The following is an 18,458-nucleotide window of genomic DNA, read 5'->3' on the forward strand; positions in this document are numbered from 1 at the left end:
GTCGCCGTCATGCCGCGTCGGCCTGCGCGAAATCGGGCAGTGCCGCGATGCGCGCAAGATGGTGATCGGTGTCGCCGAGCGTCGTCTCGATGATCGTCAGCCGCTTGAACAGGTGCGCCGCGGCGACCTCGTTGGTCACGCCCATGCCGCCGTGCAGTTGAACGGCCTGCTGGCCGACGAAACGCGCGGCGGCGCCGACACGCGCTTTCGCGGCCGACACCGCCTTGCGCCGCGCGTCCGCATCGCCGCTCGCGTAGCGTACGGCTGCCAGGTAGGTCAGCGAACGTGCCTGCTCGGCATGGATCAGCATGTCGACCATCCGGTGTTGCAGTGCCTGGAAACGCGCGATCGGCATGCCGAACTGTTCGCGCGTCTTCGTGTATTCGACCGTGGCGCGGTTCAGTTCGTCGAGCGCGCCGACCGCCTCCGCGCACAGCAGGAACGTCGCGTAATCGGCAACCTGCTCGAGGGCGACGGCGTCGCGTGCACCGCCCGTCAGCAGTCGCGCCGGCGTTTCATTGAAACCGATCGTCGCGGCACGCTGGCCGTCGATCGTCCGGTAGTCGGCCACCTTCGCATTCGCGGCATCCCGTTCGACGACGAACAGGCCGATGCCGCCGCCGTCGACGCGCGCAGGCACGATCCACGCATGCGCCTGCGCGCCGTGCTGAACGACCGACTTCGTGCCCGTCAGGCGGTACGTGCCGCCCTGCTCGCGCGCATGCGTATCGAGTTCGAACAGGTCGTAGCGCGCATGCGGCTCGTGGAAAGCAACCGCGACACGTTTCTGCCCCTGCGCGACCGCCTCCAGCAACGCGGCATCCTCACCGGCGCCGGAGCCGGCGATGCGCAAGGCCTCGACGCCCACCGCCGTTGCCCAGTACGGCTCGATCACGAGCGCGCGGCCGAGTTCCTGCATCACGACCAGCATGTCGACCGGGCCGCCGCCGAAGCCGCCCTGTGCGTCCGGCACGGGCAGCGCGGTCAACCCCAGTTCGGCGAACGCACTCCATTGCGTGTCCGACACGCCCGCGTCGCTGCGCACGATGGCCTGGCGCGCTTCGAAGCCGTATTGCTCGCCGAGATAACGGCGCAGCGCGTCGGCGAACTGCTGCTGCTCATCGGTAAAGCTGAAATCCATGGTTGTCTCCGTTCCCTGATCACAGCCCCAGAATCATCTGCGCGATGATGTTCTTCTGGATCTCGTTCGAACCGCCGTAGATCGACGTCTTCCGGTAGTTGAAGTAGTACGCGGCCAGCGGCGCCGCATCGTCGTCGCCGGCGATGCTGTGCTCGCGCTGGCCGTCGAGGAACGGAACGTCGAACGGTGCGGCGAGCGGGCCGATCGCGTCGACCATCAGCTCGGTGAGCGCCTGCTGCACTTCCGTGCCCTTGATCTTCAGCATGGACGCCTCGGGGCCCGGCCCCTTCCCGCTCGTCTCGCGGCTGACGACCCGCAGCACCGTCACCTCGAGCGCCATCAGCTCGACCTCGAGCGCCGCGACCTTGGCGGCGAACACGGGATCGGCAAGCAACGGCTTGCCGTTCTTGCGCTGGTTCGACGCCACGCGCTTCAGGAACGCGAGCTCGCGCTTCGACGCGCCGACGCGCGCGATCCCGGTGCGCTCATGGCCAAGCAGGTATTTCGCATAAGTCCAGCCGCGATTCTCGTCGCCGACGAGATTCTCGACCGGCACCTTCACGTCCTCGAAGAACACCTCGTTGACCTCGTGGTCCTCGTCGAGCATGACGATCGGCCGCACCGTGATGCCGGGCGACTTCATGTCGATCAGCAGGAACGAGATGCCCTCCTGCTTCTTCGCGGCCGGATCGGTGCGCACGAGGCAGAACATCATGTCGGCGTACTGGCCGAGCGTCGTCCAGGTCTTCTGGCCATTGACGACATAGTGATCGCCCTGGCGCTCGGCGCGCGTGCGCAACGAGGCGAGGTCGGATCCCGAACCCGGCTCCGAATAGCCCTGGCACCACCAGTCCGAGCCGTCGAGAATCCGCGGCAGATAATGACGCTTCTGCGCTTCGCTGCCGTATTTCATCAACACCGGCGCGACCATCGATACGCCGAACGGCAGCACGGTCGGTGCACCGATCCGCGCGCACTCCTCATCCCAGATGTGCCGTTGCGTCGCGTTCCAGCCCGGCCCGCCGTATTCAACCGGCCAGGCGGGCGCGGACCAGCCGCGCTGGCCGAGAATCCGGTGCCAGCTCGCGAAATCCTCGCGGTCGAGTCGTTTGTGATCGAGTACTTTGGCGCGCAGTGCGTGAGGCAGGTTGGCCTCGAGCCAGGCGCGGACGTCGACGCGGAACGCGTCGTCGGCGGGGGAATAATCCAGATCCATGCGCAGTGTCTCCTGTCGACCGGAGTTTGCGCTTCAGCGCTTACTCAGGTCCCATGCAAGGCTGACCGCAGCCGTCCAGCCCGGCAAGGACCCACTGCATGCGTCATTGCAGCGGTTCTTTCAGCGCGGCAGGAATCGGCAGCGGCATCACGTCGATGCCTTCTTCGGCCAAGGATTGCGCATCTTCGGGCGTCGTGACGCCGCGAATGCTGCGTGCCGGCGCCTCGTTGTAATGGATGCGCCGCGCTTCCTCGGCGAAGCGCTCGCCCACATTCTCGGTTTTCTCCAGCACCTCGCGCAGTGCACGCATCACCTGCGCCTGCATTGCGCGCGGATCGGCCGGCTGTGCCTGCGTCGCACCCGACAGATTCAGGCGCGGCGCCGACGGCAGACGGTTGACCTCCGTCGTTCCGCACACCGGGCATTCGACCAGCTTGCGGGACAACTGCGCTTCGAATTCATCGGCGGAAGCGAACCAGCCTTCGAACCGATGACCGTGCGGGCACTGCAAATCGAGGACCTTCATGCTGAATCAGGGCGTGTGGCGAGTGTAGCGCAAAAAGCGGTTTTGTGAACGATCGTGCTAATTACCGATCGCGCGACGTGGAGGCGTCGCGTCACCGGATTGTAACGCGGCGCCCCACCCGCCGCTGACGCCGCACTCAGGGCGTCAGGACCGGCCCGAGCGGCCACGTACCGGACAGCACCTTGTCGAGCCACATCGTACCGATGATCGTCTTCACGTCGGAAATCTGGCCCGTGCGCACCCATTCCTGCAGATCGGCCTGCGTCGCGGTGAAAGTCTCGAGGAATTCGCCCTCATCGAGCTTGCGCTCGCCGGCCGTCAGCCCGCGCGCCAGGTACAGGTCGATGAATTCGGTCGAGTAGGAAATGATCGGATGAATGCGGGCCAGGAACACGTACTCGCGTGCCGTGTAACCCGTTTCCTCGCGCAGTTCGCGCACCGCGCAGGCGAGCGCGCCTTCGTTCGGGTCGAGCTTGCCGGCCGGGAATTCGGCCATCACCTTGCCGATCGGGTAGCGAAACTGGTTTTCCATCAGCACGCGGCCGTCGTCGAACAGCGGGATCACCATCACCGCGCCCGGATGCTGGACGTATTCGCGCGTGGCCTTCTTGCCATCCGGCAGGCGGACGATATCGCGCTTGAGCTTGAGGAACGCGCCGTCGAAAATCGCCTCGCTCTCGAGGCAGGTTTCGGTCAGTGCGGCGTCGTGATTGGGTAGTTCGGCCATCGGCGGCTCCGGGAATGAGCGCGACGGCCGAAGCCGTCAGCGTCGTTTGACGAGATACTGGAACGTGAAGCCGGGAAACGCGAACACGACGAAAAGACTGAACGTGATCGCGTAGAACTGCCAGCCCTGTTCGAAGCGGTTGCCGGCGCGCGACTCGAGCCAGAAGCCGAGCGCGCCGACGATGAAGTAAAGCACGATCAGCTCGCCGATCCGCACCCACCCGCCCTTCTTCGTCGCGCCGAACGGCACGACGGCGAAGAGGCGTTGGTTCAGGAACGGCAGGTTGGCGCAGACGAACGCCAACAGCACGATAAACCAGCCGGCTGCCGACATTACAGCGGCAGCGTGTGGCGAATTGCCTGCAGGCAGGCCGTCAGCAGCGGGCTCGGGATCAGGCCGAGCACGACGACCGCCAGGCCGTTCAGCACGAGGATCGTGCGCTTGCAGAAATCGCCCGTGATCGGCGTTGCATCCTGCGGTGCATCGAAGTACATCAGCTTCACGATGCGCAGGTAGTAGAACGCGCCGAACAGCGACGTGATCACGGCCAGCACGGCCAGCCACGTGAGGCCCGCGTTGACGGTCGCCTCGAGCACGGCGAGCTTCGCATAGAAGCCGACGGTCGGCGGGATGCCTGCCAGCGAGAACATCATGACCATCATCACGAACGCGAACACCGGGCTGCGCTTGTTGAGGCCCTTGAAGTCGTCGATCGTGTCGGCTTCGAAATCGCGGCGTGCGAGCAGCATCACCACGCCGAACGAGCCGAGCGTCGTGATCAGATAGACGATCGCGTAGAACATCGCCGAGCTGTATGCATTCGCCGGCGCCGACGCGTCGCCCTTCACGATGCCCGCGAGCAGGCCGAGCAGCACGAAGCCCATGTTCGAGATCGCCGAGTACGCGAGCATCCGCTTGATGTTGCGCTGGACGATACCGGTGATGTTGCCGACGATCAGCGACAGCGCGGCGAGGATCACGAGCGCGGTCTGCCAGTTCTGCGCGAGCGGCAGCAGGCCCATCACCAGGAAGCGCAGGCCCCACGCGAACGCGGCAACCTTCGGGCCGCCGCCGACGAACAGCGTCATCGCGGTCGGTGCGCCCTGGTATACGTCCGGCACCCACATGTGGAACGGCACGGCGCCGAGCTTGAACGCGATACCGGCGACGATGAAGACCACGCCGAACATCAGCACGGCTGCGTCGGTGTTGCCGCCGACCGCCTTGTACACCTCGCCCAGCTCGAGCGAGCCGGTCGCGCCGTACAGCATCGAGATGCCGTACAGCACGAAGCCCGACGCAAGCGCGCCCAGCACGTAGTACTTCATCGCGGCTTCGCTCGACTGCGCGGCGTCGCGGCGCAGTGCGATGACTGCGTACAGCGACAGCGACATCAGTTCGAGACCGAGGTACAGCGTCAGGAAGTTGTTGCCCGACACCATGACCAGCTGGCCGAGCAGCGAGAACATGCCGAGCAGGAACACGTCGCCGCGGAACATGTCGCGATCCTCGAGGTACTTGCGCGAATAGACGAGCGAGACCGCGAAACCGAACGACACGACGGCCTTCATCGTGCTCGCGAACGAGTCGACGACGACCATCTTCGAGAAGAAGTAGTACTGCTGCGGGTCGAGTGCCTGCACCGCGAACCACACGCCGGCGACGACCGACGAAACAACCGCGATCAGGTAAGTCAGGCGGCGGCCGGAAGCACCGGTAAAGGTGTCGTTCAGCCATGCGACGACGATGGCGGCCATCACCAGCGCGTCAGGCAACAGGACATTCATAGGAGCGTTCATGATCTTGATTTCCTCCGCTCGCGATTACTGCGCCAGCGGCAGCTTGGACTGCGCGACATGGGAGAGGAGGTTTTCCACGGAAACGTGCATCACGTCGGTGAAAGGCTTCGGATACAGGCCCATCAGCAGCGTGAACGCGGCGAGCACGGCCAGCATCAGGAATTCGCGACGGCCGATGTCCTTCAGCTTGGCAACGTGATCGTTCGCCACCGCGCCGAAGTACACGCGCTTGTACATCCACAGCGTGTAAGCAGCGCCGAGGATCAGCGTGAACGCCGCGCCGAATGCGATCCAGAAGTTGTACTGGACGGCCGCGAGAATCACCATGAACTCGCCGACGAAACCCGACGTGCCCGGCAGGCCGCAGTTGGCCATCGAGAACAGCATCGCGAACGCCGCGAACTTCGGCATCACGTTGACGACGCCACCGTAATCGGCGATCTGGCGCGAGTGCACGCGGTCGTACAGCACGCCGATGCAGAGGAACATCGCGCCCGACACGAAGCCGTGCGAGATCATCTGGACGATCGCGCCTTCGACGCCGAGCTGGTTGAAGATGAAGAAGCCGAGCGTGACGAAGCCCATGTGCGCGATCGACGAATACGCGACCAGCTTCTTCATGTCGGCCTGCACCATCGCGACGAGGCCGATGTAGATCACCGCGATCAGCGACAGCGTGATCACGACGGGGGCCAGGAAGTGGCTCGCGTCAGGCGTGATCGGCAGCGAGAAGCGCAGGAAACCGTACGCGCCGAGCTTCAGCATGATCGCGGCCAGCACGACCGAGCCGCCCGTCGGCGCTTCCACGTGCGCGTCCGGCAGCCACGTGTGCACCGGCCACATCGGCACCTTCACCGCGAACGCGAGGAAGAACGCGATGAACAGCAGGATCTGTGGCGTCATCGCGATCTTGGCGTTCTGCCACGTCGCGAGGTCGAACGAATGCGTTTCCGTATACAGGTAGATCAGCGCGACCAGCATCAGCAGCGAGCCGGCCAGCGTGTACAGGAAGAACTTGAATGCCGCATACACGCGGTTCGGGCCGCCCCACACGCCGATGATGATGTACATCGGGATCAGGGTCGCTTCGAAGAACACGTAGAACAGCAGGCCGTCGGCCGCCGAGAAGACGCCGATCATGATCCCGGACAGGATCAGGAACGCCGCGAGGTACTGCGCGACGTTCTCGGTGATGACTTCCCATGCGGCGATCACGACGATCACCGTAATCAGCGCGGTCAGCACGACGAACCACATCGAGATGCCGTCGACGCCGAGGTGATACGCGATGTCGAAGCGCTCGATCCAGGTCGACTTCTCGACGAACTGCAGCGCAGCCGTGCTCGAATCGAAGCCCGTGATCAGCGGGATCGTGACCGCGAGGCCGAGCAGCGAACCGATCAGCGCGATCCAGCGGGCCGTCCCCGGATTTTTGTCATTACCCACCGCAAGCACGAGGAGGCCGAAAACGATCGGCAGCCAGATCGCGGTACTGAGAATCGGAAAAGCGTGCATTAAGTTGTCCCCCGCCTTATTTGCCGCCGAGCGTTACAAACAGGGTCAGGAGCCCCAGCATGCCGATGATCATGGCGAACGCGTAGTGATAGATGTAACCGGATTGGAGGAAGCGGATCACGCTGGCGAACCAGCCGATGAACCGGGCGCTGCCGTTGACGAGGCCGTCGATCACGACGACGTCACCTTCCTTCCACAGGCCGCGGCCGATCGCCACCGAACCACGGGCGAACACCACTTCGTTGATCTTGTCCATGTAGTACTTGTTGTCCAGCAGCGTGTAGATCGGGCCGAACGCGCGGCGGATCGACGCCGGCAGATCCGGACGCTTCAGGTACAGGAACCAGGCGACAACGACACCGGCGAGCGCGAGCCAGACCGGCAGACCCGACACCGAGTGCAGGCCCATGCCCACCCAGCCGTGGAACTCCTCGGCCATCTCGGCCAGCGCCGGGTGGTTCTCGCCGATGAAGATCACCTTGTCGAATGCAACGCCGTGCTGGAAGAAGTCGCCGAACAGCATCGGGCCGACCGCGATCGCACCGATGATCACCGACGGGATCGCCAGCAGGACCAGCGGCACCCACACGACCCACGGGGTCTCGTGCGGCTCGTGCGCGTGGTCGTCATGACCATGGCCATGCCCGTGGTCGTCGTGGCCGTGCGCGGCCGCCATGCCCATCGGCGATTCCGGATGCTTCGGCTTGCGGAAGCGCTCTTCACCGTGGAACACCAGGAAATACATGCGGAACGAGTACAGCGCCGTGACGAACACGCTCGCGACGACCGCGAAGTACGCGAAGCCCGAACCCGGCAGGTGCGAAAGCTTCACCGCGTCGATGATCGAGTCCTTCGAGTAGAAGCCCGAGAAGAACGGCGTACCGATCAGCGCGAGCGAACCGATGAGCGACGTGATCCACGTGATCGGCATGTACTTGCGCAGGCCGCCCATGTTGCGGATGTCCTGGTCGTGGTGCATGCCCATGATGACCGAGCCGGCGCCGAGGAACAGCAGCGCCTTGAAGAACGCGTGCGTCATCAGGTGGAACAACGCGACCGGGTACGCGGACACGCCGAGCGCGACCGTCATGTAGCCGAGCTGCGACAGCGTCGAATAGGCGACCACCCGCTTGATGTCGTTCTGGATGATGCCGAGGAAGCCCATGAACAGCGCCGTGATCGCGCCGATCACCGTGACGAACGACAGCGCGGTATCCGATAGTTCGAACAGCGGCGACATGCGCGACACCATGAAGATGCCGGCCGTCACCATCGTCGCCGCGTGAATCAGCGCCGAGATCGGGGTCGGGCCTTCCATCGAGTCCGGCAGCCACACGTGCAGCGGGAACTGTGCCGACTTACCCATCGCGCCGATGAACAGGCAGATACAGGCCACGGTCAGCAGGCCCCAGTCGGTGCCCGGGAAGTGCAGGCTCGCGAGTTCCGCACGCTTCGCGAACACTTCGCCGTAGTTCATCGAGCCGGCGAACGCGAGCAGCAGGCCGATGCCGAGCAGGAAGCCGAAGTCGCCCACGCGGTTCACGAGGAACGCCTTCATGTTCGCGTAGATCGCGCTCTCACGCGTGAAGTAGAAGCCGATCAGCAGGTACGACACCAGACCCACCGCTTCCCAGCCGAAGAACAGCTGCAGGAAGTTGTTGCTCATCACGAGCATCAGCATCGAGAACGTGAACAGCGAGATGTACGAGAAGAAGCGCTGGTAGCCGTCTTCTTCCGCCATGTAGCCGATCGTGTACACGTGCACCATCAGCGAGACGAAGGTCACGACGACCATCATCATCGCGGTCAGCGAATCGACGAGGAAGCCGACTTCGAGCTTCAGCGAGCCGACGTTCATCCATTCGTAGACGGTCGCGTTGAAGCTTGCGCCGCCCATCACGTCGAAGAAGACTTTCGCCGACAGGAGGAACGCGATCATTACGCCGAGGATCGTGATCCGGTGTGCGCCCTTGCGCCCGACTGCGTTCCCGAACAGCCCCGCAATCAGCGAGCCGGCCAGCGGAGCGAGCGGAATCGCCAGCAGCAGGTTTTCATTGAGTGTCGTTGACATAACAGCGTTGCCTGAAATTAACCTTTGAGCTGATCGAGATCCTCGACATTGATCGTGTCGAGCTTACGGAACAGGGTCACCAGAATCGCGAGGCCGATCGCGGCTTCCGCTGCGGCGACCGTCAGCACGAAGAACACGAAGATCTGGCCGTGCACATCGCCGAGGTAGTGCGAAAACGCGACGAAGTTGGTATTCACCGCCAGCAGCATCAGTTCGATCGACATCAGGATGATGATGACGTTGCGGCGGTTCAGGAAGATCCCGACGATCGCGATCGCAAAGAGGATCGCGCCGAGCACGAGGTAATGAGCAAGAGTCAGCATGGTTTTCGTTTCCTCCGCTTAGCCGTTGGTGCCCGAACCGGCTTCGCTCTGCGCCGTTTCCGGCTGCGGCTTGTCCGCTTCCATCTTCACGAGGCGCACGCGGTCGTTGCGGCGCACCTTGACCTGATCCGACACGCGCTGGCGCTTGCTGTCCTTGCCCTTGCGCTCGGTCAGCCCGATCGCGGCAATGATCGCGACCAGCAGCACCAGGCCGGCGATTTCAAACGCGAAGATGTAGTCGGTGTAGATCACCTTGCCGATCAGTCGCGTGTTCGACCAGTTGGCCATCTCGCCCGTCGCCATCGCGTGCACCGTCTGCGTGTCGCCGTAGCCGCGCCACAGGATCAGCGCGGTTTCGATCACGATGATCGCGCCGACCACGGTCGCCATCGGGACGAAGCGCTTGAAGTCGCGGCGCAGGTAGTCGATGTTGATGTCCAGCATCATCACGACGAACAGGAACAGCACCATCACGGCGCCCACGTAGACCAGCACCAGCAGGATCGCGAGGAACTCCGCTTCCAGCAGCATCCAGATCGCGGCGGCGTTGAAGAACGCCAGCACAAGGAAAAGCGCAGACGCCACCGGGTTGCGCGAAGTGATCACCTTCAGCCCTGATACCACCAGGAGCAGCGCGAAGATGTAGAACAGTACGGTCGTGAATTCCATGATTACCGGTTCATCGTTAGGCCATAGTCAGGCGCGGCTTGCGGGACGCTCTCGCGTGCCGCACCCGTCGCGGCGGCTCGGCCCAGGCTTCGGGCCGGCACTGCAAACACAATCAACGATACGGCGCGTCGGCAGCCTTCGCCGCGGCGATGTCCTTCTCGTAGCGATCGCCCACCGCGAGCAGCATTTCCTTCGTGAAATACAGGTCGCCGCGCTTTTCGCCGTGGTACTCGAGAATCTGCGTCTCGACGATCGAATCGACCGGGCAGCTCTCTTCGCAGAAACCGCAGAAGATGCACTTCGTCAGGTCGATGTCGTAGCGCGTCGTGCGGCGCGTGTTGTCCGCGCGCGTTTCCGATTCGATCGTGATCGCCATCGCGGGGCACACGGCCTCGCAGAGCTTGCACGCGATGCAGCGCTCTTCGCCGTTTTCATAGCGGCGCAGCGCATGCAGCCCGCGGAAGCGCGGCGAAATCGGGGTCTTCTCTTCCGGGAACTGCACGGTGAACTTGCGCTTGAACGTGTAACGACCGGTCAGCGCGAGCCCCTTCAGCAGCTCGGTCAGGAAGAAAGTCTTAAAGAAGTGTTGGATAGCCGTCATGATTTCGTCCTTACTTCACCCAGATGTTCAGCGGCGACATCATCCAGCAGCCGACCACGACTACCCAGACCACCGTGACGGGCAGGAACACCTTCCAGCCCAGACGCATGATCTGGTCGTAACGGTAGCGCGGGAACGTCGCGCGGACCCAGATGAACACCGACAGCAGTGCGAAGACCTTCAGCACCAGCCAGAAGATGCCCGGGATGAACGACAGGAATTCGAACGGGGCGTCCCAGCCACCGAGGAACAGCGTCGCAGCCAGCGCCGAGATCACGATCATGTTGATGTACTCGGCGAGGAAGAACAGCGCGAACGCCATGCCCGAGTAATCGATCATGTGACCGGCAACGATTTCCGACTCCCCTTCCACCACGTCGAACGGGTGGCGGTTCGTTTCGGCGATGCCCGAAATGAAGTAGACGACGAACGCCGGCAGCAGCGGCAGCCAGTTCCACGACAGGAAGTTCACGCCGTGGCCGGCGAAGAACCCGTGCTGTTGCGAACCCACGATTTCCGACAGGTTCAGGCTGCCGGCCGTCATCAGCACCAGCACCAGCGCGAAGCCCATCGAGATTTCGTACGACACCATCTGTGCCGCGGCGCGCATCGCGCCGAGGAACGCGTACTTCGAGTTCGATGCCCAGCCCGCGAGAATCACCGCATACACGCCGATCGACGAAATCGCCATCGCGTACAGCAGGCCCGCGTTCACGTTCGCGAGGACCGCTTCGGCCTGGAACGGGATCACCGCCCACACGGCGAACGCCGGCACGACGGTCATCACCGGCGCGATCAGGTACAGCCAGCGGCTGGCGGCGCTCGGCTGAATGACTTCCTTCAGCAGCAGCTTCAGCACGTCGGCGATCGGCTGCAGCAGGCCGCCGGGGCCGACGCGGTTCGGACCGAGACGCACGTGCATCCAGCCGATCAGCTTGCGTTCCCACAGAATCAGGTACGCGACGCACAGCAGGATGACGACGGAGACGACGAGGATGCGCACGACGGCCCACACCGTCGGCCATGCGAAGCCGAGAAGCTGGGACCCGCCCGCGTTGATCGTATCGAACAAGCTCATTTACGCCTTCTCCACCACCAGTTCACCGGACAGGCTGCCGAGCGCTGCGCCGGCAGGCGTTGCCGCCGACACGCGAACGACCGTCTCCGCAAGATTCGCGTCGCGCACGGCCGGCAACTGCACCGCACGCTCGCCCTGGCGCACGCGCACCGCGTCGCCTTCCTTCAAGCCCAGCTTGTCGAACAGCGCGGCCGGCAGGGCTGCGGCATTCGCCGCCTTCGCGGCGGCCGTCAGGTGCAGCGCACCTGCGCGGCGCACGAGCGCGTCGGCGTGATAGATCGGCACATCGGCCAGGCGCTCGAAACCACCGTTCGCGGCATTCGCCGCGGCGCGCACCGGCGCGACCGACGTCTGGTTCGACAGGCGGCCCGCGACGCCGGCATCGCCGAGCGCGGCAAGACGCACTTCTTCAGCGGTCTCGTATTCGAAGTTCGGCAGGCCGAGCAGGCTGCCGAGCACGCGCAGCACCTTCCAGCCCGGACGCGTATCGCCGAGCGGGCGCACGACACCGTTGAAGCTCTGCACCGTGCCTTCGGCGTTGACGAACGTACCGGCCGTTTCGGTGAACGGCGCAACCGGCAGCAGCACGTCGGCGTAGTCGAGACCGTGCTTGAACGGCGACATCACGACGACCATTTCCGCCTGGTTCAGCGCGGCCAGTGCCTGTGCCGGATCGGCGGTATCGAATTCCGGCTCGACGTTCAGCAGCACGTAGCCCTTGCGCGGCTGCGCGAACGCTTCACGTGCGTTCAGGCCGCCTTCGCCCGGCAGTGCGCCGACGACGTGCGCGCCGACCGTGTTCGCCGCTTCCGTCAGGAAACCGAACGTGGCGCCGGTGCTGTCGGCGATCCACTTGGCGACAGCGTGCAGCTTCGCGAATTCCGGATGGCGGACCGCGACGTTGCCGAGCAGCACCGCACGGCGTTCGCCGTTCGCGAGCGACTGGGCGACAGCTTGCGCGGCCGGCGATGCGGTGACGCCTGCGAGCGCGTCGGGCAGCGCGACGCCGCGCAGTTGCGCGACGGCCGCGGCGATGCCGGCCAGCTCGTCGAGCCATGCGGACGGCGCGGCAACGATGCGTTGCGCGGTCGGGATCAGTGCATCGTCACCGGTCGCGTGCAGGAAGTGCAGCTTCGCGCCGTTCTTCGCGGCCTGACGCAGGCGGGCGGCAAACAGCGGGTGGTCGCGGCGCAGGAACGAACCGACGACGAACGCGGCGTCCACGTTCGACAGGTCGGCGATCGGCATGCCGAGCCACGGTGCGCCCTGGACCGGCGCCGAGAAATCTTGCTGACGCAGACGGAAATCGACGTTCGGCGTCTTCAGTTCGCTGGCGAGCTGCTTCACGAGGAACAGCTCTTCGGCGGTGCTGTGCGCGCTCGCGAGCATCGCCAGCGCGTTCGCGCCGTGATCCGCGGCGATGCCCTTCAGGCCCTTCGCGACGTATTCGAGCGCGGTCTGCCAGTCGGTTTCGATCCACTGGCCGCCCTGCTTCAGCATCGGCTTCGTCAGGCGCTCTTCGCTGTTGAGGCCTTCATACGAGAAGCGGTCCTTGTCCGAGATCCAGCATTCGTTGATCGCTTCGTTCTCGAACGGCAGCACGCGCATCACGCGGTTGTTCTTCACCTGCACGACGAGGTTCGCGCCGACGGAATCGTGCGGGCTCACCGACTTGCGGCGCGACAGTTCCCACGTACGGGCGCTGTAGCGGAACGGCTTGCTGGTCAGCGCGCCGACCGGGCACAGGTCGATCATGTTGCCCGACATTTCGGAATCGACCGTCTTGCCGACGAACGTCGTGATTTCCGAGTGCTCGCCGCGGCCCAGCATGCCGAACTCCATCACGCCGGCGATTTCCTGGCCGAAGCGGACGCAGCGCGTGCAGTGGATGCAGCGCGACATCTCTTCCATCGAGATCAGCGGGCCCACGTTCTTGTGGAACACCACGCGCTTTTCTTCCGAGTAGCGCGACGACGACTTGCCGTAGCCGACCGCCAGATCCTGCAGCTGGCATTCGCCGCCCTGATCGCAGATCGGGCAGTCGAGCGGATGGTTGATGAGGAGGAATTCCATCACCGACTGCTGCGCCTTCACGGCCTTGTCGGATTGCGTGTGGACGATCATGCCGGCCGACACGGGAGTCGCGCACGCAGGCACGGCCTTCGGCATCTTCTCGACTTCGACGAGACACATCCGGCAGTTGGCCGCAACCGACAGTTTCTTGTGATAGCAGAAGTGAGGAATGTACGTATCCGCCTTGTGCGCAGCCTGGATCACCATGCTGCCTTCGGGCACCTCGACCTTCTTGCCGTCTATTTCAAGTTCAACCATGATGGTGAATGGTCCTTAACCTATTTCCGCCCGTTCGCGCCTTCGCCCGACCGTGCGCTCAAATTCCGCAACCGGGTTCGCTTCAGGCTGCCGCCGCGTGCGCGTGGCCGCCGACCATGCAGTGCTTGTGCTCGACGTGGTACGCGAATTCGTCCCAGTAGTGCTTGAGCATCCCGCGTACCGGCATCGCCGCCGCATCGCCGAGTGCACAGATCGTGCGGCCCATGATGTTCTCGGCCACCGAGTTCAGCAGGTCCAGATCTTCCTGGCGCCCTTCGCCGTGCTCGATACGGTTCACGACGCGATACAGCCAGCCGGTGCCTTCACGGCACGGCGTGCACTGGCCGCACGATTCCTCGTAGTAGAAGTACGACAGGCGCAGCAGCGTGCGCACCATGCAGCGCGTCTCGTCCATCACGATCACCGCGCCGGAACCGAGCATCGAGCCCGCCTTCGCGATCGAATCGTAGTCGAGATCCGTCTGCATCATGATGTCGCCCGGGATCACCGGCGCCGACGACCCGCCCGGAATCACGGCCTTGATCTTCTTGCCGCCGCGCATCCCGCCGGCGAGCTCCATCAGCGTTGCGAACGGCGTGCCGAGCGGCACTTCGTAGTTGCCCGGACGCTCGACGTCGCCCGACACCGAGAAAATCTTCGTGCCGCCGTTGTTCGGCTTGCCGATCTCAAGGTAATTCTGCGGCCCGATGGACAGCAGGAACGGCACCGCGGCGAACGTCTCGGTGTTGTTGATCGTGGTCGGCTTGCCGTACACGCCGAAGCTCGCCGGGAACGGCGGCTTGAAGCGCGGCTGGCCCTTCTTGCCTTCGAGCGACTCGAGCAGCGCCGTTTCCTCGCCGCAGATGTACGCGCCGTAACCGTGGTGCGCGTGCAGCTGGAACGAGAATTCCGAGCCCATGATGTTGTCGCCGAGGAAACCCGCTGCGCGCGCTTCATCGAGCGCGGCCTCGAAGCGTCGATACACTTCGAAGATTTCGCCGTGGATGTAGTTGTAGCCGACGGTGATGCCCATCGCGTATGCGCCGATGGCCATGCCTTCGATCAGCGCGTGCGGGTTCCAGCGCAGGATGTCGCGATCCTTGAACGTGCCCGGCTCGCCTTCGTCCGAGTTGCAGACGAGGTACTTCTGCCCCGGGAACTGACGCGGCATGAAGCTCCACTTCAGGCCGGTCGGAAAACCCGCACCGCCGCGGCCGCGCAGGCCCGACGCCTTGACGTCGGCGATCACCTGCTCGGGCGGAATCTTTTCTTCGAGAATGCGGCGCAGCTGCTTGTAGCCGCCGCGCGCGACGTAATCTTCGAGGTGCCAGTTCTCGCCGTTCAGACCAGCGAGGATCAGCGGTTTGATGTGACGGTCGTGGAGGGACGTCATTTCGAGAGCTCCTCAAGCAGCTGGTCGATCTTCTCGCGGCTCATGAAGCTGCACATTCTGTGATTGTTCACCAGCAGCACCGGCGCATCGCCGCACGAGCCCATGCATTCGCCTTCCTTCAGCGTGAACTTGCCGTCGGGCGTGGTCTCGCCGAAGCCGATGCCCAGCTTCTGTTTCAGGTAGTCGGCAGTCGCTTCCGCGCCGCCGTGCGGGCCAAGCTGGCACGGCAGGTTCGTACAGAGCGTGATCTTGTGCTTGCCGACCGGGTTGAGCTCGTACATCGTGTAGAACGTCGCGACTTCCTGCACGGCAACGGCCGGCATGCCGAGATAGTCCGCGACGAACTGCATCAGTTCGGGCGACAGCCAGCCGTGCTCTTCCTGAGCAACGGCCAACGCCGACATCACGGCGGACTGTTTCTGATCGGCGGGATACTTCGTCAACGCTCGATCGATTTCCTTCAGGCCTTCAGCTGAGATCATTTTCAGACACGACTCTTTCAATTCCTACCGAACGAACAACCTGCCGCACACTGGGGTGCATGGACGGCAGACCTGGCGCTCACTCTGTTGACAGCTTGCGAAGCCGCGCCGGTTCAGCGCATGCAGCATGTGACTTCGCGTGTGACTTACCGCTCGCCGCCCGCGACAAACGGGCGGCGCAACCATTAGCGATCGATTTCGCCGAACACGATGTCCTGCGTACCGATGATCGTGACGGCGTCGGCGATCATGTGACCGCGCGCCATTTCGTCGAGCGACGCCAGGTGCGCGAAACCCGGTGCGCGAATCTTGAGGCGATACGGCTTGTTGGCACCGTCCGACACGAGGTAAATGCCGAACTCGCCCTTCGGATGCTCGACCGCCGCGTACGCTTCGCCTTCCGGCACATGGAAACCTTCGGTGAAGAGCTTGAAGTGGTGAATCAAGTCTTCCATGTTGGTCTTCATGCCGACGCGCGACGGCGGTGCAACCTTGTGATTGTCGGTCATCACCGGGCCCGGATTCTTGCGGAGCCACTCAATACACTGTTTCGCGATCCGGATCGACTGGCGCATTTCTTCGACGCGAACCAGGTAGCGGTCGTAGCAATCGCCGTTCACGCCGACCGGCACGTCGAAATCCATGCGATCGTACACTTCGTACGGCTGCTTCTTGCGCAGGTCCCAGGCAATGCCCGAGCCGCGCAGCATCGGGCCCGTCAGGCCCATCTGCAGCGCACGCTCCGGGCTGACCACGCCGATCCCGACCAGACGCTGCTTCCAGATCCGGTTGTCGGTGAGCAGCGTTTCGTATTCGTCGACGCACTTCGGGAAGCGCGTGAAGAAGTCGTCGATGAAATCGAGCACCGAGCCGCTGCGCGCTTCGTTCATCTTCGCGAGCGCCTTCTCGTTGCGAATCTTCGACGCCTTGTATTGCGGCATTGCGTCAGGCAGGTCGCGGTAGACGCCACCCGGACGGTAGTACGCCGCGTGCATCCGGGCACCGGACACCGCTTCGTACACGTCCATCAGGTCTTCGCGTTCGCGGAATGCGTACAGGAACACCGCCATCGCGCCGACGTCGAGTGCGTGCGCGCCGATCCACATCAGGTGGTTCAGCACGCGCGTGATCTCGTCGAACAGCACGCGGATGTACTGCGCGCGCTCAGGCACTTCGATGCCGAGCAGCTTTTCGATCGCGAGCACGTAGCCGTGCTCGTTGACCATCATCGACACGTAGTCGAGACGGTCCATGTACGGCACGGACTGGATGAAAGTCTTGGATTCCGCGAGCTTTTCCGTCGCGCGGTGCAGCAGGCCGATGTGCGGATCGGCACGCTGAATGACTTCGCCGTCGAGCTCGAGCACGAGGCGCAGCACGCCGTGCGCTGCCGGGTGCTGCGGGCCGAAGTTGAGCGTGTAGTTCTTGATTTCTGCCATGACGCCCCCTTAATGTTTCAGACCGCCATAGCGATCCTCGCGGATCACGCGCGGCGTGATTTCGCGCGGCTCGATCGTCACCGGCTGGTACACGACCCGCTTCTCTTCCGGGTCGTAACGCATTTCGACGTAGCCCGACACCGGGAAGTCCTTGCGGAACGGGTGGCCGATGAAGCCGTAGTCGGTGAGGATGCGGCGCAGGTCGGGGTGGCCTTCGAACACGATGCCGTACAGGTCGAACGCTTCGCGCTCGTACCAGTTCGCGGACGTCCAGATGTCGACCAGCGAAGCCACGATCGGCAGGTCGTCGTCCGGCGCGAATGCGCGCAGGCGCAGACGCCAGTTGTTCGTGACCGACAGCAGGTGCGACACGGCCGCGAAACGCGGGCCGTCGTAGGCGCCGTCGCCGAAGGTCTGGTAGTCGACGCCGCACAGGTCGATCAGCTGCTCGAAACGGAGCTTCGGATCGTCGCGCAGCGTCTTTGCGACTTCGAGGTAATCGCTCGCCTTCACGACGAGCGTCAGTTCACCGATCGCTTCGGTGAGGCTCACCACGCGCGCGCCGAGCGCGGCTTCGAGGTTTGCCTTGAGGGTCTCGATTTTGCTTGCCATATTGAGGGGACGCTCGGGGCTTTATTGACGGGCGATGGTATTGGTGCGGCGGATCTTCGCCTGAAGCTGGATCACGCCGTAGACCAGCGCCTCGGCCGTGGGCGGACAGCCCGGCACGTAGACGTCGACCGGCACGATCCGGTCGCAGCCGCGAACCACCGAGTACGAGTAGTGGTAGTAGCCACCGCCGTTCGCGCACGATCCCATCGAGATCACCCAGCGCGGCTCGGCCATCTGGTCGTACACGCGGCGCAGCGCGGGCGCCATCTTGTTGCAGAGCGTGCCGGCGACGATCATCACGTCCGACTGGCGCGGGCTCGGGCGGAACACGACGCCGAACCGGTCCAGGTCGTAACGGGCCGCGCCCGCATGCATCATTTCGACGGCGCAACACGCGAGCCCGAACGTCATCGGCCACAGCGAGCCGGTACGCGTCCAGTTGATCAGCTTGTCAGCCGTCGTGGTGACAAACCCTTCCTTCAAGACCCCTTCGATACTCATTTGCTTTCCACTCCAGACGAGCGACCGAGCGTGG

18 protein-coding genes are annotated in these 18,458 nt (G+C 64.0%); all 18 read right to left on the reverse strand.

Annotated elements, in window-relative coordinates; translation table 11 throughout:
- Positions 1-7 precede the first annotated feature (7 nt).
- Positions 8-1,141 (reverse strand): acyl-CoA dehydrogenase family protein, encoded by a 1,134-nt coding sequence (locus tag AB3K92_RS34645; RefSeq protein WP_369466679.1) that lies wholly within the window; start codon positions 1,139-1,141, stop codon positions 8-10.
- Positions 1,142-1,160: 19 nt separating this feature from the next.
- Positions 1,161-2,357, reverse strand: coding sequence for an acyl-CoA dehydrogenase family protein (locus tag AB3K92_RS34650; RefSeq protein ID WP_369466680.1), 1,197 nt, complete (start codon positions 2,355-2,357; stop codon positions 1,161-1,163).
- A 103-nt stretch (positions 2,358-2,460) separates the two neighbouring features.
- Positions 2,461-2,883 (reverse strand): DUF1178 family protein, encoded by a 423-nt coding sequence (locus tag AB3K92_RS34655; RefSeq protein WP_048020504.1) that lies wholly within the window; start codon positions 2,881-2,883, stop codon positions 2,461-2,463.
- 136 nt (positions 2,884-3,019) lie between these two features.
- Positions 3,020-3,610, reverse strand: a complete 591-nt coding sequence (locus AB3K92_RS34660) for an NUDIX domain-containing protein (protein WP_021162820.1) — start codon at positions 3,608-3,610, stop codon at positions 3,020-3,022.
- 36 nt (positions 3,611-3,646) lie between these two features.
- Entirely contained in the window at positions 3,647-3,943 is a 297-nt protein-coding gene (locus tag AB3K92_RS34665) for a DUF2818 family protein (protein WP_021162819.1), read from the reverse strand.
- Entirely contained in the window at positions 3,943-5,397 is a 1,455-nt protein-coding gene (gene nuoN, locus AB3K92_RS34670; protein WP_027786870.1) for an NADH-quinone oxidoreductase subunit NuoN, read from the reverse strand. The genes AB3K92_RS34665 and nuoN overlap by 1 nt, the downstream gene beginning before the upstream one ends.
- A gap of 36 nt (positions 5,398-5,433) precedes the next feature.
- Positions 5,434-6,924: an NADH-quinone oxidoreductase subunit M gene (locus AB3K92_RS34675; protein ID WP_048020502.1), complete on the reverse strand. Its 1,491-nt coding sequence runs from the start codon at positions 6,922-6,924 to the stop codon at positions 5,434-5,436.
- Between the two features lie 16 nt (positions 6,925-6,940).
- Positions 6,941-8,995: an NADH-quinone oxidoreductase subunit L gene (nuoL, locus tag AB3K92_RS34680; protein ID WP_021162816.1), complete on the reverse strand. Its 2,055-nt coding sequence runs from the start codon at positions 8,993-8,995 to the stop codon at positions 6,941-6,943.
- 17 nt (positions 8,996-9,012) lie between these two features.
- Entirely contained in the window at positions 9,013-9,318 is a 306-nt protein-coding gene (gene nuoK / locus AB3K92_RS34685; RefSeq protein ID WP_006478272.1) for an NADH-quinone oxidoreductase subunit NuoK, read from the reverse strand.
- A gap of 18 nt (positions 9,319-9,336) precedes the next feature.
- Positions 9,337-9,987: an NADH-quinone oxidoreductase subunit J gene (locus AB3K92_RS34690; protein WP_021162815.1), complete on the reverse strand. Its 651-nt coding sequence runs from the start codon at positions 9,985-9,987 to the stop codon at positions 9,337-9,339.
- Between the two features lie 112 nt (positions 9,988-10,099).
- A complete protein-coding gene (gene nuoI / locus AB3K92_RS34695) occupies positions 10,100-10,588 on the reverse strand; it encodes an NADH-quinone oxidoreductase subunit NuoI (protein WP_009691265.1) in 489 nt (162 codons plus the stop codon).
- A gap of 10 nt (positions 10,589-10,598) precedes the next feature.
- A complete protein-coding gene (nuoH, locus tag AB3K92_RS34700; protein ID WP_021162814.1) occupies positions 10,599-11,666 on the reverse strand; it encodes an NADH-quinone oxidoreductase subunit NuoH in 1,068 nt (355 codons plus the stop codon).
- On the reverse strand, positions 11,667-13,997 hold the full coding sequence (nuoG, locus tag AB3K92_RS34705; protein WP_369466681.1) for an NADH-quinone oxidoreductase subunit NuoG: 2,331 nt from the start codon (positions 13,995-13,997) through the stop codon (positions 11,667-11,669).
- 82 nt (positions 13,998-14,079) lie between these two features.
- Positions 14,080-15,390, reverse strand: coding sequence for an NADH-quinone oxidoreductase subunit NuoF (nuoF, locus tag AB3K92_RS34710; protein ID WP_369466682.1), 1,311 nt, complete (start codon positions 15,388-15,390; stop codon positions 14,080-14,082).
- Positions 15,387-15,872, reverse strand: coding sequence for an NADH-quinone oxidoreductase subunit NuoE (nuoE, locus tag AB3K92_RS34715; RefSeq protein WP_006756903.1), 486 nt, complete (start codon positions 15,870-15,872; stop codon positions 15,387-15,389). Before nuoE ends, nuoF begins: the two co-directional genes overlap by 4 nt.
- A gap of 185 nt (positions 15,873-16,057) precedes the next feature.
- Entirely contained in the window at positions 16,058-17,311 is a 1,254-nt protein-coding gene (locus AB3K92_RS34720) for an NADH-quinone oxidoreductase subunit D (RefSeq protein ID WP_006478265.1), read from the reverse strand.
- Between the two features lie 9 nt (positions 17,312-17,320).
- On the reverse strand, positions 17,321-17,923 hold the full coding sequence (locus AB3K92_RS34725; RefSeq protein ID WP_006478264.1) for an NADH-quinone oxidoreductase subunit C: 603 nt from the start codon (positions 17,921-17,923) through the stop codon (positions 17,321-17,323).
- Between the two features lie 21 nt (positions 17,924-17,944).
- Positions 17,945-18,424: an NADH-quinone oxidoreductase subunit B family protein gene (locus tag AB3K92_RS34730; RefSeq protein WP_006398799.1), complete on the reverse strand. Its 480-nt coding sequence runs from the start codon at positions 18,422-18,424 to the stop codon at positions 17,945-17,947.
- Positions 18,425-18,458 lie beyond the last annotated feature (34 nt).

The organism is Burkholderia sp. Bmkn7 (genome assembly GCF_041103175.1).
Classification (GTDB): Bacteria; Pseudomonadota; Gammaproteobacteria; order Burkholderiales; family Burkholderiaceae; genus Burkholderia; species Burkholderia cepacia.